The following is a 20,066-nucleotide window of genomic DNA, read 5'->3' on the forward strand; positions in this document are numbered from 1 at the left end:
CATTACCCTAAAGATTTGGTTCTTATAACCTAGTTAGCTCAGTTTTAACGTTAATGTGTGAAACTCTGAGTTCTGTTGAAGGATTTTCCAGCTGAATATCTAGCTCATTCTGTATGTTCGATAAACAAATTAAAGCTGAATCAAAAATTTCATCACACTGCTTTGCTTCATGTATATCATCAATTATTTCCTCGAATTCTTCCACATCATCTATTTCTTGCGGCGCACTTTTTAATATCGCTTTTATTTGGTTTAAGTTTTGACGAATTTTCTCCTGATATCCAACAATTCTCTCTTGATATATATCAATCATTTTTTGACATGCGTTGCCTCTAAATGGATGTTCTTTTTTCTCTTTTATGTAAGAATTTTGAAAGTCTTTACAGTTAAGGATTGCTTCTCTATGTTTTTTTATGTCATTAATTGCGCTGATTATCGACTTATCTCTTTTCTTTAAATTTTCTTCCCGTTCTTCTCTTTTAATTATACTTTTGGATTCATTTTTTATCTGGTTCATTTTGTCATACAGGTTTCTGCATCCTTTGTAAGATGCCATTGGTTGTAATATTCCTTCTTCTACACCTTTATTGTAAAAATTCTTCAACTCATCACTTGATAGTATTGTTATAGCATCTTCCCTTTTACCTTGTGATTTAGGATACTTTTTATTCAATAAACTAACATGATTTAACAAGAAATCTCTAACTAGCCCTTCTTTTTTTACTTCGGATAATCTTTCTAGTGTTTCTATATATTTCAGAGTTTCCGCAAAGAGCTGTCCACCAGAGGGAGCAAATCCTTGAAGTGATTTACTCTGTGCTTTACAAAAATCGGTTTGTAAAAAATCTTCAGCTTGTTTTTTTATTACTGAAAGTTCATTAAAGGCTTTTTCTGGATTGATTTTTCTCAAAATACTAATAGCTTTTCTAATCGCTTTTTCTCTCTTTTTATTATCTTGCTTTTCATTTAATATGAGATGTTCAGTTTTGGTAAAAGCATTACCTTGATCACTCTTTGCAATGTTACAAACGATGTTTTTTACAACTTCTTCGGTTGCTGCATAATCTATTTCTTTTGCAAAGCAGTCAACAAATGATTGCCAAACTTTTTTATTAACAAGTTTACTTGTCTTATTTTCAAAATCTTCTATATCTTTGAATCCTAAAATAGTATAGAGATTTTTTTCGATTATTGGTTCGGCATGTTGTTTTGCCACTTTACCTTTTATATTGAATGGAAATTTACTAATCTTAGTTGTACCCACAATGTTACCTCAATATTAACGCTATCTATAAAAGTATAAAGATTTAATATTTAATTTTTAATTAATACTAGCACAGCTAACTACGGGAGCATTATGCTAGCATCAATTAACACTTTAACTTCTAACTTGTCATCAGTAATATTGTTTATATAAAAACTATAATTTTTTATGCCTGAACTTGGGAATATATTGCTATTGCTAGCCTGCTTATTGTCTTTGACATATTTGTTTTTACCGCTTAGTTCTTGTCGGTTTATTACCACTGCCATATTTTTTTGTGTATCAGCGTCAATGGCTATTTTGATCTACTGCCACATTACAAATGATTTTTCACTTGAAAACGTATACTACCACTCACACACAACAAAACCTTTGATCTACAAGATTTGTGGTGTTTGGGGAAACAAAGAAGGGTCCATGTTGCTTTGGACCTTAGTGCTTGTCATGTATTTATTACTAATGGATATTTATATACCTTCTGTCATCCCAGTTTCCCCCTCTGTCATCCCAGTCTCTTCTTCTGTCATCCCAGTGTCCAGACACTGGGATCCAGACAATTTAATTGCAAATGAGTACATCAAATGGCAGTGTAATAAAAACTGGATTCCAGTGTCAAGCACTGGAATGACACCAGAACGAACTAATGGTAGTAAATTAAAAAAAATATCTCTTATCACTCATGGGCTGATTTGCTTTTGTTTTTTGCTGTTCACTTTAATTGAATCCAGCCCCTTCACTAAAATGCCAGGCATTGAAACAGATGGATTGGGTTTTAATCCGATATTGCAGGATATAGGCCTTGCTATTCATCCACCGATATTATATTTGGGGTACCTTGGATTTAGCGTTCCTTTTTCGCTCTCTATAGCTGGATTAATTTTAAATACTGAAGGAAATGTTTGGGCTAAAATTGTCAGGCCTTGGGTACTTATTTCTTGGTCGCTGCTCACTTTGGGCATCAGCTTGGGTAGCTGGTGGGCATATCGCGAACTTGGGTGGGGTGGATTTTGGTTTTGGGATCCAGTGGAAAACGTTTCTTTGATGCCGTGGCTAATTGCAGTAGCGCTGACACATTTGTTGCTCGTGGTACGGAATTTCAATGTTTTAAGGAACTTTGCTATTTTACTTACGCTTACAACTTTTATATTGAGTGTGACTGGAACATTTCTAGTCCGCTCAGGAATACTTACCTCAGTGCACACGTTTGCAGATGACCCAAGATATGGACTATATATATTAGCTCTACTTGGTGTAATTACAGTCAGTAGCTTAGTAATATTTGTAGTATTTACGAGAAAAAATCACACGCCTGCGATGTCATTCCAATGCTTGACACTGGAATCCAGAAAGAAACTTGCTACTCAAGTGACAGAGGGTAGAAGATTCTTTTCACGCTTTACGATGATACTGATGAACAATTTATTATTCATCACTGCCTTTTTCATCGTGTTCGTTGGCACTTTATACCCTACAGTGCTTGAGTATTTAACCGGTGAATTAATTTCAGTTGGAGCACCATATTACAATTCTTTATTTAACTCTATTGCACTAGCTATTCTAGTGCTCACCATGATAGGGCAATACTGCAGTTGGCAGGGAAATAGTCTATTGCCAATATTCCGTGAATACAGATTCTCATTCTGTAGTGCTGCAGCTATTTTGCCGTTTATCTTTCACATGGAGCTAATGATTGTGCTATCAATTACTATCTCCATAGCATTATTAATCTTTGTTTTAGAAGCATACAGTAAAAGAATTCGTTTATTTAAGGTAGCATTTGGTGAATCAATTTTATTAGCAAGAAGAGTTTCTAAGTCCTACTATGCAATGATGCTTGCTCATGCTGGAGTGGCAATTCTAGTGCTTGGTATAGCTTATTCAGTTGGTTGGCAGGAGAAAAAAGAAAATTACTTAAAAATAGGGGATAGCATAACAGTCAATAAATTTAAAGTTACTTTACGAAATATTGAGCTAATAAAAGAAAAAAATTTCCATGCAGTGAGGGGTACAATGGATATCAGGAATTTGCTGAATAATAAGATATTAGGTGAAGTAACTCCTGAATATAGATTTTACCTTGCGGAAGGTCAGAAAAATGTTGAAAGCAGTATCTACCACAATTTATTTTCTGATATTTATGTTGTAATTGGAGAAATTGATAAGAGTAAGAGCAAAATTGCAGCTAAAGTGCACTATAAACCTGGAATGTCTATAATCTGGTTTGGATCCTTTCTTATCGCTTTTGGTTCGCTCCTTGCTGCTTTGCCTTCTAGTAAACGGGCGAAGGTTGTCTAGCTGTCGTGGATTTATTAACAACGCTCCTAGGTCCAGAGTGCAATATATGAGAAATTACCGGGCTATAGATACTGATTTGCAAAGGTTAGAACCAAAGAAAGTTATATTTTTTTATTGACAGACCTATATATTACGATATTCACTAAGGGATTAGTGAGTAATGGTTATACAATATGAATGGTGGGGTATCAGGCAAGGAAAAAGTTATACGCACTGCTTTCGACTTTAATAAGGATCCTTGCAGTGAGTGGCGTAAAACTCTTAAAAGTAATGCACAAACTCCTCTACAGCACTCCGATGATTCTCGTACAAGCGATAACAGTAATAATCATAGTCAAGTGCTTTTCACTACGCACCGTTCTAATCAACAGTATAACCCTTCCAACTATGATTCGTCGAGCGAAATAAATGAACACGATATAGAAACTCAAAAGATTAAAGAAGGTGATGGCCATGATTCAGGTATTAGTTCCGATGATGAGGATGACCGGACAACTTATACAGCAGTACAATTAACTAATGATTCTCTTGATAGCCAAAGATATACAGGAATATATATTCCAACAACAACTGATGGTTGGGTAGGTGAAAATAATCATCAGACTGGTTTATCAGGTAATTTGCCAGACGGAAGTAATAATCCACAAATTTTTGAAAGTACTGATTCAGTAGAGCATAATTCTACCTGCAATGATCATGTAATTTGTGATTCAGGTCACAATTCTGACGATGAGGATCAGTTTAAACTGTTGTACGAAAAGGAGAAAATAGAAGCACAAAATAATCAAAAATATACAGAAAATGTATGTAATCCAACAAATGGTGGTTTGTTAGGTGAAAGTGATAATCAACAGATTTCTGAAGATACAGAAATAACTTCTGATTGTAATCCAGATGATTCAGATCCAAAAGGGAATGAGGGCTATGGTTCAGATGGTTCTTGTGAAAGTAAAGAAAATTTGACAAAGGGCGCTGGTGGTAGTAATCAGACTTTTGAAGGTGAACAGAAAAGCTCAGAATTTCCGAAAGTTGACAATTGGTCAGATAGTGATGGGAACTCAGAAGATAGTTCGGACTCAAAAAAGGGTTCGTACTATAGTTCAGGTAATCTTGATTCAATGGAGTTAACAGATGATTTGGATTCAGAAAATGATCGGGACCTAGAAGATGATAATCCTTTTCTAAAAGACTCACTTTTTATGAAACTAAAAATGTCGTTAACTCAAAGTAAACAGGATCTGATTGATAAATGCTGTGGGGAGGTGAGAGGTATAACAGAACAAAATGAACAAAAAGATATAAAAAATACTCCAGAAAGTATTAAGTGCATAGTAGCTAAATACTTAGAAAAAGAAGTAATGTTAAATTTAAAATGTAGTTGTTGTAACAAAACTGTAACAAATACAGTATTTGAAGAAATAAAAGATCTTACTAGTGGTAGTCATATAAGTAACAGAAGTAACACTTTTGTATTTGATAACTTTCCCTATCAAAGTAAAGATAAAAACTGTAACAAAGAAAGTAAAGGTCAAAACTGTAACAAAAAAAATGAAGTGTCCGAAGAGGACATTATCAAAAGCATTGTTAGTAATTTATTGTTAGAAGGTGGGAAGGTAAAACGCCATAATTTTTTCGATGGGAATGAGTTTGAGCAGATAGTTACTTGTAATGGATTTAATGATGGTCTTTCTGAGAAATGTAAGGAAATTGAAAGCAAGCTAAAAGGTTTAGCATATGAAAGTATTGTAAACAAAAGCAAGCAGACTCAAAATGTATTAGGAGTAGACAAGGATAATAGATATTTTTGTATAGAATACTCGCAAGATAGTATTGTTGAAGTTGCAGAAATCCTAAATAATGAAAAAGCCAAAGACTTAAATTTAAGAGTTGGCATACTCAAAATTGGAGAAAGTATAGTAAGAGTTGAAAATGTAGAAGAAATAGGGGGAAAAAGAAATTACATGGATGTCTCAAAAGGTGGTATTGAAATGTCTTTTACTACTGAGGTAGGAGAGATAAGTATTTATCTAAGTCCTAGTGAGAAAGGCAGCAATAAAATAAAAGTGGAGATTGATGGGGAAAACAGAGCAAGGCTTAATGAGTTAAAAAATAGGGGAAAAAGTTTAGGGGAAAACTGTCTTTTAGGAGGAAAAAGTGTTGAGGAAGCTATAGAGCATGAAAGTTTTGAAAGATATGGCAGTGTACCTAACACTGCTATGAAGGAACCTAGCTTAGGTTGCGTTGCTAACATAGCAAGGGGGGATAAGCTTGCAGAGATAAAATGATGGGCCAAATTGGCAGTATTTCGCTTTTGTAATGTACTTCAAAATGGTAGTATGCAAGCTAGATAGAACTTAATTGACAGACAAGAATTAACTGATGGAAAAATTGACATAATCAAACAATCACAGAATAAACTAGTGAATTTTTTGAAAAGTATATAAAATTCAAGTTTAAGTAAATAGCATGGCACTTAGACTCATTCCAGACAACCTCGATATCAAGTTTAGTAAATATAGGGATTTGACTGCATTAATTAGCATTATTCTTATCATCTTTTCAATATTCACTGTTGTGCTGCGTGGAGTGAACTTAGGCATAGACTTTGCAGGCGGAATTTTGATAGAGATAAAATCTTCAGATGAGAATCACTCTATTCTCGATGCATTAAAAGAAAATAGTTTTACAGTGCAGAGTTCAAAAGCGGGTGATAATTTAGTCATGCGTTTTAAAGATGAAGGAGATGAAGATAAAATCAAAAAGATAAAAAGCATACTAGAAGAAAAGCTGGGGAGCTCAATAAGCTATCGTAAAATAGACTATGTTGGCCCACAAATAAGCTCAACACAAATATTTGAAGGAATGTTATCCATGTTGATCGCAATTGTTGGAATATTTTTTTACGTTTGGTTTAGATTTAATTGGCAATGTGGATTCAGTGGAATAACAGCACTGATTCATGACGTGATTTTAACTGTTGGTTTTATTAGCCTAACTGGCATTGAGTTTAATATTTCATCAGTTGCAGCTCTTCTCACTGTCATTGGTTATTCAATCAATAACTCAGTAATTATATACGATCGGATTCGAGAGTATTGCAAGAGTGGTAAAAGTGGGCGGATGAGTGAGATAGTAGATGCAAGTATCAACGCTACATTATTTCGCACTATATTAACCTCGGGTACAACCCTTCTTGCTGCTCTTCCTTTGGCATTAATCTGCACAGATGCAGTGAAAGACTTCAGCTTGATCATTTTTTTTGGTATTTTGATTGGCGCTTGTTCTGCAATATTTATTTCTGCTCCTATATTAACCTACAGAGCTTTGATAAGTAGATTGTAGAAGTGTTTAGTCGCGGTATAATATCAACTTATTATCTCTTATAGTGAAATGAAAATACCTTAAAAAGCTCATTCCAAGTAGTGAATGAGACATAGAATGAGTGTTAACGCTTGCCTGTACATCATTAATCAAAAAATTTCCTATTTTAACTTGAGGTATTTGAACCACTCCAGCTTTTATTTGACCTTTCGCAGTTTCATATATTTTAAAATCCTGAACATTTTGTAAGTTAATACCAACATGTAATGCGTCTTTTTGTGATAGAACAATATCGGTTGCTCCAGTATCAAGCAAAAACGTTATATTGCGATCATTGACTTGAGCCTGAATATAAAAGTGTCCATCATATGACTTCGTAAATTCAATACTTCCACTATTCTGACCGCTATTTTGAATTCTTCCTTTATATGGTAAAAAAGTACTGAGAAATCTGTCGCTTAGTTTGTCCCTTTGTGAATCAATAAGCATTGCAGTAGTGGCTATTATTAGCAACCAAATAACTAGATTTTTCACCGCGTTCATATTGTTAAAATTTGAAGCTATTAAAATAAATTTTAAAGATCAGCGTTAAAAGTTATTATTAAAAATAAGTAAATTTCATTGTTTTAGTACAATATTTAGTATACACTTTAAGAAGATATGTTTGATTTAATTTCATGTCAGAAGCAAAAAGTTTAATTTTAGCAGCTATCCTTTCCATGTTGATCATGGTATCTTGGCGTATTATTTATGATAATTTTTTTAGTGCAAACCAAAATCAGCCATTGATTGAAAATATTGAACATATCGAATCTTTTAACGACCTTGCTCCTATAATACACCAAAATCGTTCTGAAATTATTAATTCTACTCGAGAACAGAGGGTTAGTTTAACCAATAACATGATTAAAGGATCAATTTCTCTGAAAGGTGCAAGGTTTGATGACTTAATTTTAACTAATTACCACTTAGAACCGAGTTCTTCTTCTCCACAAGTGGTGTTACTGTCACCTGCAGAATCAAAAGATGTATATTTCGCAGAATTTGGGTGGCTCGATCCGAATAAAAAGATTAAAGTTCCAGATTCTAAGACAGTCTGGCAAGCAGATAAACTCAATCAAAGAGAGGTAATTTTATTTTGGGACAATGAGAATGGCATTGTGTTTAAAATGAAAATTAGCCTTGACGATAACTACATGTTTAAAATTGAGCAGATTGTTGAAAATAACACAAAAGATAATGTAGTTTTGGTTCCTTATGGTAAAATTAACCGTAAACGTGACAATATCAACGAATCTTATTGGATATCCCATGAAGGAGTTCTGGGTGCATTTGATAATAAACTAGAGGAGTGGACATATAAGGATGTCTCTAAGAAACATTTAATAAAAGCAAGTGCAAGTGAAAAAAATTGGTTTGGTTTTGCTGATAAATACTGGCTTACAGCCATCATACCTGAGAAATTCGATAAAATAAATGCAAGCATTAAACACACGAACGTTAATAATACTGATAAATTCCAAGTAGATTTTGTCAAACCTTACAAGAGCATACTTCCTGGTGCAAGCACTTCTAATGTGAATTATTTTTTTGCTGGAGCAAAAAAGTTGAATTTACTGGATTCTTACAAGGATACTCTCAATATACCTTTATTTGATAAAGCTGTAGATTTTGGTGTTCTTTATTTTATAACCAAGCCAGTGTTTTTACTGCTTGAATACTTTAACTTCGTTTTAAAGAATTTTGGCTTAGCAATATTATTGCTGACTTTAGTAATCAAACTTTTGATGCTTCCTTTATCTAATAGATCATATGTTTCAATGTTCAAGGTGAAAAGCTTGCAGCCTGAGCTAACTCGTGTAAAAGAGTTGTATAAAAATGACAGCTTAAAGCAGCATAAAGAGACAATTGCATTGTTTAAGAGAAACAACGTAAACCCAATGTCGAACATTTTTCCCATGCTAATACAAATACCGGTATTTTTTGCTCTATATAAAGTATTATTTGTTACTATAGAGATGAGGCATGCTCCTTTTTTTTTATGGATTAAGGATCTTTCAGCTCCTGACCCAACGAACATCTTTACATTATTTGGGTTGTTTAATTATAACTTTCCTATTTCTATAGGCATTTTACCTATAATTTTCGGTGCCACCATGATAATTCAGCAGAAGCTAAGTGAGAAAGATCAAACCAGTAAAGATGATATTCAAGTAAATGTTATGAAGTTTTTACCTTACATTTCTGTCTTTATTTTTTCTTCTTTTCCTGCCGGCCTGGTAATATATTGGATATTTAGTAATATTATAACTCTAATTCAACAGTCATTAATAAAGTTGTTTTTAACAAAAAAAGTGGTAGTAAATGTCGAGAATACTAATAGTTAATTCGATTTATTATACTGAAATAGCGAACCTTTTGCTTGAAGGTGCAATTGATAAATTAAAAGGCAGTAATGCCAGTTACGATGTAGTTGAGGTTCCTGGTACATTTGAGATACCAGCTACAATTCTTTTTGCAGTCAAGAGTGGGCATACTAATTATGATGGTTATTTAGCTCTTGGGTGCGTAATTCGCGGTGAAACCGATCATTATCAATATGTTTGTAAAGGAGTAATTGAAGGCTTAAATGAGGTTGTTATGCATTATGCAATACCCCTTGGTATGGGTGTAATTACCGCTGACAGCAAAGATAAAGCACTAGTTAGAGCTGATAAAAACAAAAAGAACGTTGGTGGCCATGCAGCCTCAACTGTTTTGCATATGATAGATTTACACAATAAATTAAAATAATGGAGGAAAAACCAGTAGATAAAAAGTGGCGCATAAAAAGAAGCACGGCAAGATTTCTTGCTGTACAAATTGCTTATTCAAATATTTTCGTAGGTTACAACAAAAGCACTTTTAAACTGGAAAATTGTGAGCTTAAGGACTACATAAATAAGTTGAAAGATATATTTGAATGTGAAGAATTTGAACATCAGTTCTTAGAAAACTTGTTATATAAGGTTATAAAAAGCAGTGAAGAATATGATAAAATAATAGAGTCTTACTTACACCCAAGCTGGTCCCTTTCACGGTTAAATCTCATAAGCTTATCTATTTTGCGTGTTGCAATATGTGAGTTGATTAATTGCGATACGCCAGTTCCAGTTGTCATTAATGAATATACTAACATTGCATCTGATTTACTTGATAAACCAAGCGAAATTGGCTTTATTAATGGGTTATTGGATAAGGCAAAAGATGCAGTTAAATTAAATAAAAATCCTTAGCAATTATAGCCAGCAAACACAGGGTGTCATCCGAGTAGCTGCTGTATGAACGTTGTCTACCAGGAGGGTGTCATCCCAGTGCCCAGACACTGGGATCCAGCTTTTGATCGAAAATGTTGTATAGTGCACAGTCAATTTTTCTGGATCCCAGTGGGCTTTGTTGCATCGCTAGCTATGATGGATTAAAGATAAAAAAGGTGGAGAATATCAGTAGCTTATTATTCTGGTATTTACAACAAGAACGGTCAGTGAATACCTAAATTTGAGTAAAAGAAATTTCACTACCACTCACTAATCCGGCTAAAATTCAAGAATTTCAATGCTTTAGCTATTTTCAATAGAATTAAATTTATTAATATAAATAACAAATTACTATTCTTAAATTTGATCAGATTGATTGCAAAAAAACAAGATTTTCAATAAGTTGCTTATAATCCTAATTATAGTTAGCCTTTCATAAGTAGCGATGCAACAAAGCCATCCCAGTGTCAAGCACTGGGATGACACCATCATAAAGTGAACCAGTGTCAGCTACTTGCATGACACCATTTGTTGTACACTCACTTTTTCTTGATTTTTTAGTTTATCTTGCCTACCTACTTTGCCACTCTGCTGAACGGATACATTCCCATAATGAATTTGAGTAACCGACACTAAAAAAACAAAGAGGCAGACTTAATTTACCTCTTTTATTTCACTTGGCTATACTGTCTGTTGTTGAGAAGCAACTTGTTCAACAGAAATAAGTTGGCCTAAATAAGTGTTAACCTCTTTAGCACCATCTTTGTCTAAACCTAATGTTTTACTCCACTTTGTTTCATTTACTGCCTCGAACTTACCTTCATCGTTTTTCTCTTTTAGTGAATCTATCTTGAAGAGTAAAGTATTGCCTAGCGTCTTGGTAAGCTGATCAATATCAACAATAATACGGTAGTTCTTGCCTTCTAAGCTGAAGTCTATATAATGTTTATCCTTTTCTACCTTACCTTCTTCATCTTTAACTTGGTTATTTCTTACAATTTCCCTAAATGCGTCTTCTGTTACTAGCAACCCATCCTTAATAACCTTCAGAGCTTTCAACTCAGATATTTCGTTATTTTTGCTGATAGCATATATTGCTAAATAAGTCAGCGCAGCAGCAACAAATGCTAAAACGCCCATTCCAAGTGGTGTAGCTGCAAAAGCTGCTAGCTTGCAAGTTGAAGGCCTCCAAAGCGGTGTTGAAAGTATTGCTAATCCACCTATAACGTATATAGCAGTAAATGCAACAAATACAGTGTTTGCTTTGTGGAGCTGGCCACAATGATTTTTGAAAGTTAGCATAAACGACTTCATTTAATAAAATATTAATATGCTTAAATTATGTATAAAAAAATTGTCATAGTCAAGCTTTTCCGTAAGTTACCTGCCACTTGAGCCAAAGCCCCCTGCATTGCGACCGGTTTCTTCTGCGCAGAATTCTTCTCTGTCATCCCAAATTACCTGAGATACAGGAGAGATAAGGATTTGTGCGATTCTATCTCCTCTTTTTATTTCGTATGGCTGATTACTTAGATTAATTAGACAAATTTTAACTTCACCTCGATAATCAGAGTCTATAGTGCCCGGAGAATTTAAGACAGTGATTCCATGTTTTGCAGCAAGACCAGAACGTGGGCGGATTTGCCCCTCAAAACCGTTTGGTATTGCAATCACAATTCCAGTTGGAACAAGTAATCTTTCAAGTGGATTTAAAACAGCAGAATCATTCAATGCAGCATAAAGATCCATGCCAGCACTCTGCGTAGTTGCATAACATGGAAGAGACAAGTCTTCTCCGTGTGATAATCTTTTTATTTCTACTTTAATTTTACTTCTTTGCACTCCAATTTACCATCTATGAAGACTCAATTATAGCATGTAAATTGTATCTGCAAAAGTGATAAATGTTACATCGTAAATGATGTCATTCCAGCGCGTGACGCTAGGCCATAAAATTCCTTGACAAGTTCAGTGCTCCTTTTTTTGTCATCCCAGTGCTCCTATGATGTTATTCCAGTCTGGAATCTAGTCCTTATTATGCAGCCACTTGGTTGAAATTAAGTCTTCTGGATCCCAGTGTCTGGGCACTGGGATGACATCATAAGGGCGCTGGGATGACACCCTGACAACCGTCATCCCGCTACTTGTTAGCGGGATCTAGAGATACCGCGAATGAATCGCGGTATGACGTAGATTGCTGTCATTCCAGTGTCAGCTACTTGAATGACACCCTCTTGGTATTCGTGTAGTTGTAAGCAGTATAGCTATAAATCACTCACAATCGATATGCTTGAATTATTCTCAGTAAATAAATCAAGCATAATGTTAGGTATTCTACCATCAACTATGTGAACAACTCCAGCACATTCCTCCGCCATTTTAACGTATGTCATAAGCCTTTCAATAAATTTTTCCCCTTTAATTTGCCCACAATCAATCGATGCATTTAAACTTTTAACAGATATCTTCCTGCCACCAATTTTATCTATTTCTTCATCTGTGTCACTCAAGATTATCATTTTAGATGCAGAAACTGCAATTGCAATTGCGCTTGCAGTGCTATCGGCATCAATATGATACGTTTCCCCATCTTTTCCATGACCAATTGGTGCAATAACTGGTATAAAATCTGATTCTTCAATAAAAAATAATATATCAGGATTGATTTCAGTGGGTCTACCGATGAACCCCATGTCTAATATCTTTTCGATATTATTTGATCTATCTTCTCTAAGCGTAGCGGTTATTTTTTCGGCTTTAATTAAGTTACCATCTTTTCCACATAATCCAATAGCTGAACCACCAGCAGAATTTATATACTGAACAATTTTTTTATTAATTGAACCACACAGTGCCATTTCAATGATTTTCATAGTGTCTTTGTCTGTAAGTCTGATACCATTCACAAACTTACTGTTCATATCCAGCATTTTTAACACTGAGTTAATTTCATATTCTCCGTCATGAATTATTACCGGATTTATACCAAGCTGCTTCAACAAGACAACATTATGCACAAAAGTATTAAATAGTGTTTCATCTAAGATTATTGTACCACCGCATTTAATGACAAAAGTCTCGCCTACAAAGCTAGGTATGTTAGATAGCACTTCAAGTAATATTTCTGCTTTTTGTTCAAATGATACCTCACCCTTTAAAAATTCACTACTCTTCATTTTTTTATCTTGTAAACTTGAAAAACTCATCTCTTACCTTGGTTATTTTATGCTTAACACGGATGCTCATTTGATGAATTGACACATTCTCATTATTAATCCATTTTTGAATATCTTCTATAACAGCACCTAAGCTTTTTTGACTTACTTTATCTATTTTTGTTAGCACAATGTTAAAGTTAATGTTATTATATATTAACCAATAAATGAAGTCTTTGTCTATTTCTTTTAATCCTACCTTGCTATCTATCAACACAAACACTCTTCTTAGATTTTCTCTTTGAATTAGATAATACTCAATTAAGTTTAAATATTGTATAATTTCCTCCTTGCCTGCATGAGAGTAGCCATACCCTGGTAGATCAACAAGTCTGAACTTATCATCGTACATAGAGTAAAAATTTATTTGTCTAGTGCATCCAGGTTTAGAGGAAACTCTGGCAGCTTTTTTGCTGTTTATCAGTAAGTTGATCAGACTGGATTTTCCTACATTTGATCTACCAGCAAACGCAATCTCTGGAGCCGACTCATTTGGTAATGATTTTATGTCCGAAGCTCCAAATATGAAATTGCAGTTTGATGTTATCTGTTTTGCCATTATATTCAACTAGAAGGTAGTAGGTATATTATAGTGTTATTGCTTGATATAAGAAATTTTTTATTTCAGTATATATTACTTAGCTAGATCTGTGCTATATGGATATGGAAAATAATTTACAAGACTTAAAGAAAAAATTTAATGATATAGAGAGGAATTTGGAAAATCCTACCAATTTAAGTCAAAAAGAATTCATTACCCTTTCAAAGGAATACTCTGAGCTCAGGCCAATAATCAAGATAATTGATGAATATAACACGCTGAAAGAGGAAATTTCAGACTTAGAAGAAATAATGAAAGATGAAAACAGCGAAGGTGATATAAAAGAGTTAGCAAAAGAAGAATTTTTCGAAAAGCACAAGGTATTATTACCAAAAATAAAAGCAAAATTAAAGTTAGCATTATTGCCCAAAGATGAAGATGACTCAAGAAATGCAATATTAGAAATTAGAGCAGGTACAGGCGGAGAAGAAGCAGCATTATTTGCAGCAATGTTATTTCGTATGTATCAAAAATATGCAGAAAGAAGAAATTGGAAGTTCGAGCCAATAAGCATTTCTAATACAGGTATAGGTGGCTATAAGGAAGCTTCTGCACTCATTAATGGAACAGAAGTTTTTGCAAGGTTGAAATTTGAATCAGGGGTGCACAGAGTACAGAGAGTGCCAGAAACTGAATCCTCAGGAAGGTTGCATACCTCTGCCGCTACTGTTGCGATATTACCTGAAGTAGAAGAAGTTGACTTTAAAATAGAAGAAAAAGACTTACGCATAGATGTTTATAGATCCAGTGGTCCTGGAGGGCAATCAGTGAATACAACTGACAGCGCAGTAAGGGTCACCCACTTGCCAACAGGGATAGTTGTGATACAGCAAGATGAAAAATCGCAGCACAAAAATAAAGCTAAAGCGCTCAAAGTATTGAGGGCAAGGCTATACGAAATTGAAAGACAAAAAAAAGAAATGGAAAGGTCAACAATGAGGAAAAGTCAGATTGGCTCCGGAGATCGTTCCGAACGCATAAGAACATATAATTTTCCACAATCAAGAATAACAGATCATAGAATTAATCTAACTTCACATCGGCTAGAGCAGATCATAAAAGAAGGCGAACTAGATGAATTTATTGAGGCACTAATCTCACGTAATGAAGCAGAAAGATTGGCCGGAGAGAGTTAAAATTGATTAAACAATTCTGCAATTGTTTTTTAATCAAAACAGGCTTATACACGTACTCTGCTTGTAGTTCTTTTCACAGAGATTTCAAACCCCCTAACACTTAATGCTAAGACTAATCTATTTTTTTCAAATATTTCTATTGATTTCTTGATGAATAATAATATAATATTAATGTACTAACTAATAATAGTAGTAAAGAAATGCATAATAGTACTAGTGATATAAGTGATGAAGTAATTCAAAAATTAAACGATTCAGCGAACCGCGTGCAAATAAACAAATTTAGAGAGACGTTTAATAGCCTCAGTAACGACCATAAACAGTGTTACCTTAACATAACAACACTGAATGGTCATGCTATGGCTATGTCTTTTATACTGGTAGTAGTGGCAAAAGATCAAGCTGTTAGCATATTTCGTGATCTACTCGAAAAGAATCAAGATTTTGCGTTCAGTGTATTGAGAAATATCTCTACTCATAAACTTGCTTTATTTAAAACTCTATCTAATGAATTAGATTCTCAGCAAAAAGAAGACTATAAGGTATATTTAGAAACAAAGGTAACGGCCAGAGTTCGGTTTATCCCAAGGAATTTTTACTCAAACAATAAAGAGGGTTCAAGCAAGCTAAGAACCGAAAACTCCAATACAGACAGTTTAGGTAATGAATCGTTAGCGCAAAAAAGAAAGAGATCTTTTCAGGATGAATTTTCAACGTTAAATAATTTAATAAATTTCCTTTCAAATTCTGCTCCGTTAGAGGAGACAGCTGATCAATATGGGTTGAATCCCAGAAGCGTCGTTCCAAAATCTACTCTTATGGGCAATTGTATCGTCGATTTGGAGAATCAATCATGCGGTGAATTGATTTCCTGGGTGAATGGAGAGCAGCCATCAAGTAGTCTTCAACTCTCAATATTAGAAAAGTTTGATAGACTAGATGAGTTGGAAGAAATACACATAGAACCAGTAGCAAAGCGCCAACACATATTATAATAATAACTGAAAATAAGAAGATCTATATACCAATAATTATAGATCTTCTCCAGACCTTGAAAACAATAAATAGACAGTAAAAATAAGTTCTAGTACTATCACGGATAAAACAAGAACAGCTACACTGATTGCCTGACCATTGTAAACGTAGCTTGTTAAGCCGATAAAAATAGCCATGATAAAAGCTCTAATAAATGAAACTGCAGAAGAAGCTGTGCCTTTAATTTCAGGGAAAACATTTATTGATGCATTAAAAATCACTGCCTGGCAAATTGCACAACCGATAGAAAAAATAATCATAGACAGTGTTACTAAGTAGAAAGAGTGGGGTACAATTATACTGAATATTACAAGCAATAGAGACCCAATAGCACCCACGCTCGTGCCAGAAATTACACACCATATTTCTCCAAGTTTCTGCAAGATTTTGCCAGCAAATAGACTAATGAGTGAGAAGCACCCAACTATTGCACCTTGATGTAGTGCATAAATAGTGCTAGATAAACCAAAAGTCTTCATATACAGAAAAGGTCCACAAGTAATGAATGACATATAAGCGGCAGAAAAGAGGCTTGACATCAAAGACAACGTAACAAACCTCGGATTAGATAGTAGTTTTCTGTAATCTTTCATCGTTTTTTTCAAACTGAAAATATCGCGGTCCTTTTTTGTTTCTGGTAACGCTAAAAGCAGCAAAACCCAAGAGATCAAACAAAGTATTGCAACAGTTGCATAATTACCACGCCATCCTACAATTTCATTGATGAAACTGCCTAACACTGGCGCAATTGCCATGACAACTGTTAGAACAGAATTCATGATTCCAATAAATTTCACCGCTTCGTCACCTTTATAGCTGTCTGCAACGATTGCAAACACAACTACAGATGTGCTGACACCAATGCCCTGAACAAAGCGAGAGATTAAAAGCCAAAAAATCGACGGTGCAAAAACACAACCAACAGCGCCGATTAATAACAAAGTGTTACCTATGATCATAATTCTCCTTCTGCCGTAGCATTCAGACAATGGACCGAAAAACAACCCTCCTATGCAAAAGCCTAAAAAATTATAAGCAATAGTTAATTGAATTGTTCCTTCTGATACGTTAAAATAGCGCACCATATCAGGAAAACTAGGTACGGAAATGTCAATTTCAATGAACTTGGCAATGAGAGACAGGATTAACAGAAATGGTAGTAACATTTGAGATTTTTAATTAATGAATAAAAATATCACATTTAAAGCGTTGAAAGAAAACATTTTTTACTGTTATTAAAATGGTTAGAAACACCTCATGTGAAGGAATGGTGGATAAATTGGACACTAGGGTTAATTAAAGAAAAATACGACAACTATGTTAAAGCTCTTACTCTCTGTCCTAACTTTACTTATTTCCTCTTACTTTTTCAACAGTCCGTCTAAATTACTACAAGCAGTTTAATTTTTAGTAAATATGTCATTATTCAAAAATATGCAAGAAGCTTTACAGAAACTTAACATAATTTTATCATAAAAATGTCATTCTTAAGTCCTATGTAAAAACAAATTTTGGCACTAATTTAATTAACTATGAGCTGGATAAATTGGAAAATAAATTTTGTTTACTTTTATAATACCTTAAGATCTAATATCACTTTATCAGTCAAAAGTATCACAATAGGCTAGTATGTTCTTTACTCTTTTTCTCAAAATATTACCTATTTATATTACAATATTTATTGGTTACTTAGCAGGAAAATATCTTAAAATTGATAGAAACACTATATCTCAAATACTTTTTTATATAGCTAATCCAATAGTGATTTTATATGGAGTCTCTCATACAGAAGTTAACTTAAAAGTAATTTCTCTGCCGATTTTGATATGGTTTATAGGTAGCACTATGTCCTTATCAGTGTATTATCTTTCTTCTTTTTTATTTAAGGATAACACGAGAAACATATTAGCATTTAGCTCGGGTAGCACAAGTATGGGTTATTTTGGCCTGCCGATTGCCATGGCTTTATTTGATGAAGATTCAGTATCTGTATATGTTGTTTGTTATATAGGAATGGCGCTATTTGAAAACAGCTTAGGATTTTACATAGCTGCAAATGGTATTTATACCGCAAAAGAATGCATATTAAAGTTGTTCAAACTTCCTTCGCTTTATGCGATGGTTCTGGGCTTCTTTTTAAGTATATACGATATACAAATACCTACTTTTTTAACAGATGTTATGATGAATATTAGAAGTACATTTGTCACATTAGGAATGGTGCTACTTGGAGTGAGCATTGCGAATATTGCAAGCTTTAAAATAGATTGGAAGCTTGCTTTGATCACTATTACAGCAAAGTACGTATTCTGGCCACTGTTTGTTTTAGGAATTGTCCTTTTAGACAAGCATGTTATAGGTATATACGATGAGAGCATATATAAAGCACTGATGTTGCTGGCTATTATTCCACTTTCTGGGTCCAGTATAATACTTGCTAATATTTTGAATTATCAACCAGATAAAGCTACTCTGTTGCTTCTAATCAGTACTGCAGTGGGACTGTTTTATGTTCCACTAATAATATCATTATTTTTTACTAAACTTGTTCCTTTTTGATCAAAAAATTAAGCGCTTGCACAACCATTATTTGGGTAACAACACAAGACATTGATAAAACTTGAATTTATAGCTAAAGCAACTTCTACAATTTGGTAACCCGTCATCCCGCTACTAGTTAGCGCCGCGGCGGTAAATTGACCTTACCCAGAAAAAGTAGAGAGAAAGTTAAGACGTTTTTGGAGTAAAATAAAACGTTTTTTCAAAATATGACAAATAGAAGAGAATATACAGCAGAATTCAAATTAGAAGCTGTTAAGCTGGTTAAAGAAACAGGTCAAGCAAGTACAAAAATAGCAAAAGATCTAGGTATAGATGGTAGTATGTTAAGTAAGAAAATATGATGGAAAAATGTCTGGAGCATACGCATTTCCAGGCAAAGGCTCCTTATGACAAAGAAAGATTTGATCTAAAAAAAAGAACTAACAAGAGAAAGAGACATTTTAAAAAAAGCCCTGGGCAAAGAAAAAGAGTAAAGTATTCTTTTATATAGAAATTGCTATAAAACACAGGAACTATGTAGGGTTTTGTACTGGTGGTATTGGTTGCTAAGGAAAAAAGCAGTAAAGAATTAGCAAAAGAAGGGCTTCTAGCAGATATTCAAAAAATACATCAAGCTTCTAAATGCAGATATGGAGCTCCTAAAATTCACGCTGAATTAAAAGCTTTAGGCAAAAATTAAAACAGTACAAAGTGTTATGCAAGAAAATGGCATTAAAACCAAGCTTAGACGAAGGTTCAAAAATAAAAAACAGCAAATAAGCAACCGAGTTGTGGCTCCGAACACATTGGATCAAAATTTTACTACTGATCAGCCAAATAAAGTTTGGGATTACCTACATAAAAACTAAAGAAGGTTGTTGGCGGCAATAATTGACCTATATTCACGCATGGTGGTTAATGAGTAACATGATAATTAGTTATAGATTCTTTATTGATGGCCGTTGATAAACGCAAACCCGATAAAAATCTGCTGTTACATAGCGATCAAGGGTCACAGTATACCTCTCAAAATTACCAATTTCTATTGAATACAAAAAACATCATTTCCAGCATGAGCCATAAGGGCTGTTGTTACGATAACTCTGTTGCAGAAAAGTTCACTTAAAAGGGAGCTGCTTATTGATACTTCTCGCTCAACAAACCAGAACTGCCATATTTGAATACATAGAAATCTTTTATAACAAATAACGTAGACATTCTACTATTAACTATTGCATTCCTGCACAATTTATTCTCATGATAAAAACGTCTTAACTTTCTCTCTGCTTTTTCTGGGTAAGGTCACCTCTTTAGGTGCTCCTTTTTTCTTTCTTATACACACAAAAATCATATAGAATTGTA

18 protein-coding genes and 2 pseudogenes are annotated in these 20,066 nt (G+C 34.0%); 12 read left to right on the plus strand and 8 right to left on the minus strand.

All coding sequences use genetic code 11. The features are described from left to right. Positions 1 to 22 precede the first annotated feature (22 nt). Together OOK97_RS03040 and OOK97_RS03045 are read right to left on the minus strand one after the other, a co-directional pair. Positions 23 to 1,264 (minus strand): hypothetical protein, encoded by a 1,242-nt coding sequence (locus tag OOK97_RS03040; RefSeq protein ID WP_264705590.1) that lies wholly within the window; start codon positions 1,262 to 1,264, stop codon positions 23 to 25. 80 nt (positions 1,265 to 1,344) lie between these two features. Continuing rightward, complete coding sequence (locus OOK97_RS03045) at positions 1,345 to 1,533, minus strand: hypothetical protein (RefSeq protein ID WP_022626229.1); 189 nt, start codon at positions 1,531 to 1,533, stop codon at positions 1,345 to 1,347. Between OOK97_RS03045 and OOK97_RS03050 the strand changes: the two genes are divergently transcribed. From OOK97_RS03050 to secF, 3 genes are all read left to right on the plus strand, one after another. After that, entirely contained in the window at positions 1,490 to 3,559 is a 2,070-nt protein-coding gene (locus OOK97_RS03050; RefSeq protein WP_458694322.1) for a cytochrome c-type biogenesis CcmF C-terminal domain-containing protein, read from the plus strand. The genes OOK97_RS03045 and OOK97_RS03050 overlap by 44 nt on opposite strands. Positions 3,560 to 3,732: 173 nt before the next feature. After that, positions 3,733 to 5,844: a hypothetical protein gene (locus OOK97_RS03055; RefSeq protein WP_264705592.1), complete on the plus strand. Its 2,112-nt coding sequence runs from the start codon at positions 3,733 to 3,735 to the stop codon at positions 5,842 to 5,844. 181 nt (positions 5,845 to 6,025) lie between these two features. Continuing rightward, positions 6,026 to 6,901, plus strand: a complete 876-nt coding sequence (secF, locus tag OOK97_RS03060) for a protein translocase subunit SecF (protein WP_264705593.1) — start codon at positions 6,026 to 6,028, stop codon at positions 6,899 to 6,901. A 6-nt stretch (positions 6,902 to 6,907) separates the two neighbouring features. Here secF and OOK97_RS03065 read toward each other — a convergent pair whose 3' ends face one another. Continuing rightward, on the minus strand, positions 6,908 to 7,423 hold the full coding sequence (locus tag OOK97_RS03065; RefSeq protein WP_006279648.1) for a TIGR02281 family clan AA aspartic protease: 516 nt from the start codon (positions 7,421 to 7,423) through the stop codon (positions 6,908 to 6,910). A 134-nt stretch (positions 7,424 to 7,557) separates the two neighbouring features. Between OOK97_RS03065 and yidC the strand changes: the two genes are divergently transcribed. From yidC to OOK97_RS07515, 4 genes are read left to right on the plus strand one after another with little or no spacing between them, the layout of a single operon-like run. Further along, positions 7,558 to 9,267 carry a membrane protein insertase YidC gene (yidC, locus tag OOK97_RS03070; RefSeq protein WP_264705594.1) on the plus strand — a complete coding sequence of 570 codons (1,710 nt, stop codon included), beginning with the start codon at positions 7,558 to 7,560 and terminating at the stop codon, positions 9,265 to 9,267. After that, entirely contained in the window at positions 9,245 to 9,673 is a 429-nt protein-coding gene (locus OOK97_RS03075) for a 6,7-dimethyl-8-ribityllumazine synthase (protein ID WP_264705595.1), read from the plus strand. Before yidC ends, OOK97_RS03075 begins: the two co-directional genes overlap by 23 nt. Then, positions 9,673 to 10,155 (plus strand): transcription antitermination factor NusB, encoded by a 483-nt coding sequence (gene nusB, locus OOK97_RS03080; RefSeq protein ID WP_264705596.1) that lies wholly within the window; start codon positions 9,673 to 9,675, stop codon positions 10,153 to 10,155. Before OOK97_RS03075 ends, nusB begins: the two co-directional genes overlap by 1 nt. 45 nt (positions 10,156 to 10,200) lie before the next feature. Continuing rightward, positions 10,201 to 10,341: a hypothetical protein gene (locus OOK97_RS07515; RefSeq protein ID WP_264705597.1), complete on the plus strand. Its 141-nt coding sequence runs from the start codon at positions 10,201 to 10,203 to the stop codon at positions 10,339 to 10,341. A gap of 516 nt (positions 10,342 to 10,857) precedes the next feature. On the opposite strand, the gene OOK97_RS03090 is transcribed toward OOK97_RS07515, so the two are convergent. From OOK97_RS03090 to yihA, 4 genes are all read right to left on the minus strand, one after another. After that, positions 10,858 to 11,478, minus strand: coding sequence for a hypothetical protein (locus OOK97_RS03090; RefSeq protein ID WP_264705598.1), 621 nt, complete (start codon positions 11,476 to 11,478; stop codon positions 10,858 to 10,860). Between the two features lie 78 nt (positions 11,479 to 11,556). Next, positions 11,557 to 12,018 (minus strand): dUTP diphosphatase, encoded by a 462-nt coding sequence (gene dut, locus OOK97_RS03095; RefSeq protein ID WP_006279458.1) that lies wholly within the window; start codon positions 12,016 to 12,018, stop codon positions 11,557 to 11,559. 422 nt (positions 12,019 to 12,440) lie between these two features. After that, positions 12,441 to 13,352, minus strand: coding sequence for an acetylglutamate kinase (gene argB, locus OOK97_RS03100; RefSeq protein WP_319803572.1), 912 nt, complete (start codon positions 13,350 to 13,352; stop codon positions 12,441 to 12,443). Positions 13,353 to 13,356: 4 nt separating this feature from the next. Beyond that, positions 13,357 to 13,950, minus strand: a complete 594-nt coding sequence (yihA, locus tag OOK97_RS03105) for a ribosome biogenesis GTP-binding protein YihA/YsxC (RefSeq protein ID WP_010962460.1) — start codon at positions 13,948 to 13,950, stop codon at positions 13,357 to 13,359. A 98-nt stretch (positions 13,951 to 14,048) separates the two neighbouring features. Here yihA and prfA point away from each other — a divergent pair, with 98 nt between their 5' ends. Both prfA and OOK97_RS03115 read left to right on the plus strand, forming a co-directional pair. Continuing rightward, entirely contained in the window at positions 14,049 to 15,128 is a 1,080-nt protein-coding gene (prfA, locus tag OOK97_RS03110; RefSeq protein WP_007548640.1) for a peptide chain release factor 1, read from the plus strand. Positions 15,129 to 15,328: 200 nt separating this feature from the next. Next, positions 15,329 to 16,123 carry a hypothetical protein gene (locus OOK97_RS03115; RefSeq protein ID WP_264705600.1) on the plus strand — a complete coding sequence of 265 codons (795 nt, stop codon included), beginning with the start codon at positions 15,329 to 15,331 and terminating at the stop codon, positions 16,121 to 16,123. 36 nt (positions 16,124 to 16,159) lie between these two features. Here OOK97_RS03115 and OOK97_RS03120 read toward each other — a convergent pair whose 3' ends face one another. Next, the gene (locus OOK97_RS03120) at positions 16,160 to 17,329 is read right to left on the minus strand and encodes a multidrug effflux MFS transporter (protein WP_264705601.1); all 1,170 of its coding nucleotides are present in this window, start codon (positions 17,327 to 17,329) and stop codon (positions 16,160 to 16,162) included. 16 nt (positions 17,330 to 17,345) lie between these two features. On the opposite strand from OOK97_RS03120, the pseudogene OOK97_RS07585 reads away from it, so the two are divergent. The 3 genes and pseudogenes from OOK97_RS07585 to OOK97_RS07590 all read left to right on the plus strand — a co-directional run. Further along, positions 17,346 to 17,488 (plus strand): annotated as a pseudogene (locus OOK97_RS07585) (N-acetyltransferase); the annotation flags it as partial. Positions 17,489 to 17,792: 304 nt separating this feature from the next. Continuing rightward, positions 17,793 to 18,722 (plus strand): AEC family transporter, encoded by a 930-nt coding sequence (locus OOK97_RS03125; RefSeq protein ID WP_264705602.1) that lies wholly within the window; start codon positions 17,793 to 17,795, stop codon positions 18,720 to 18,722. 209 nt (positions 18,723 to 18,931) lie between these two features. Further along, positions 18,932 to 19,913, plus strand: a pseudogene (locus tag OOK97_RS07590) (IS3 family transposase). Positions 19,914 to 20,066: the final 153 nt, after the last annotated feature.

The organism is Wolbachia endosymbiont (group A) of Gymnosoma rotundatum, from assembly GCF_947250765.1.
Lineage (GTDB): Bacteria > Pseudomonadota > Alphaproteobacteria > Rickettsiales > Anaplasmataceae > Wolbachia > Wolbachia pipientis.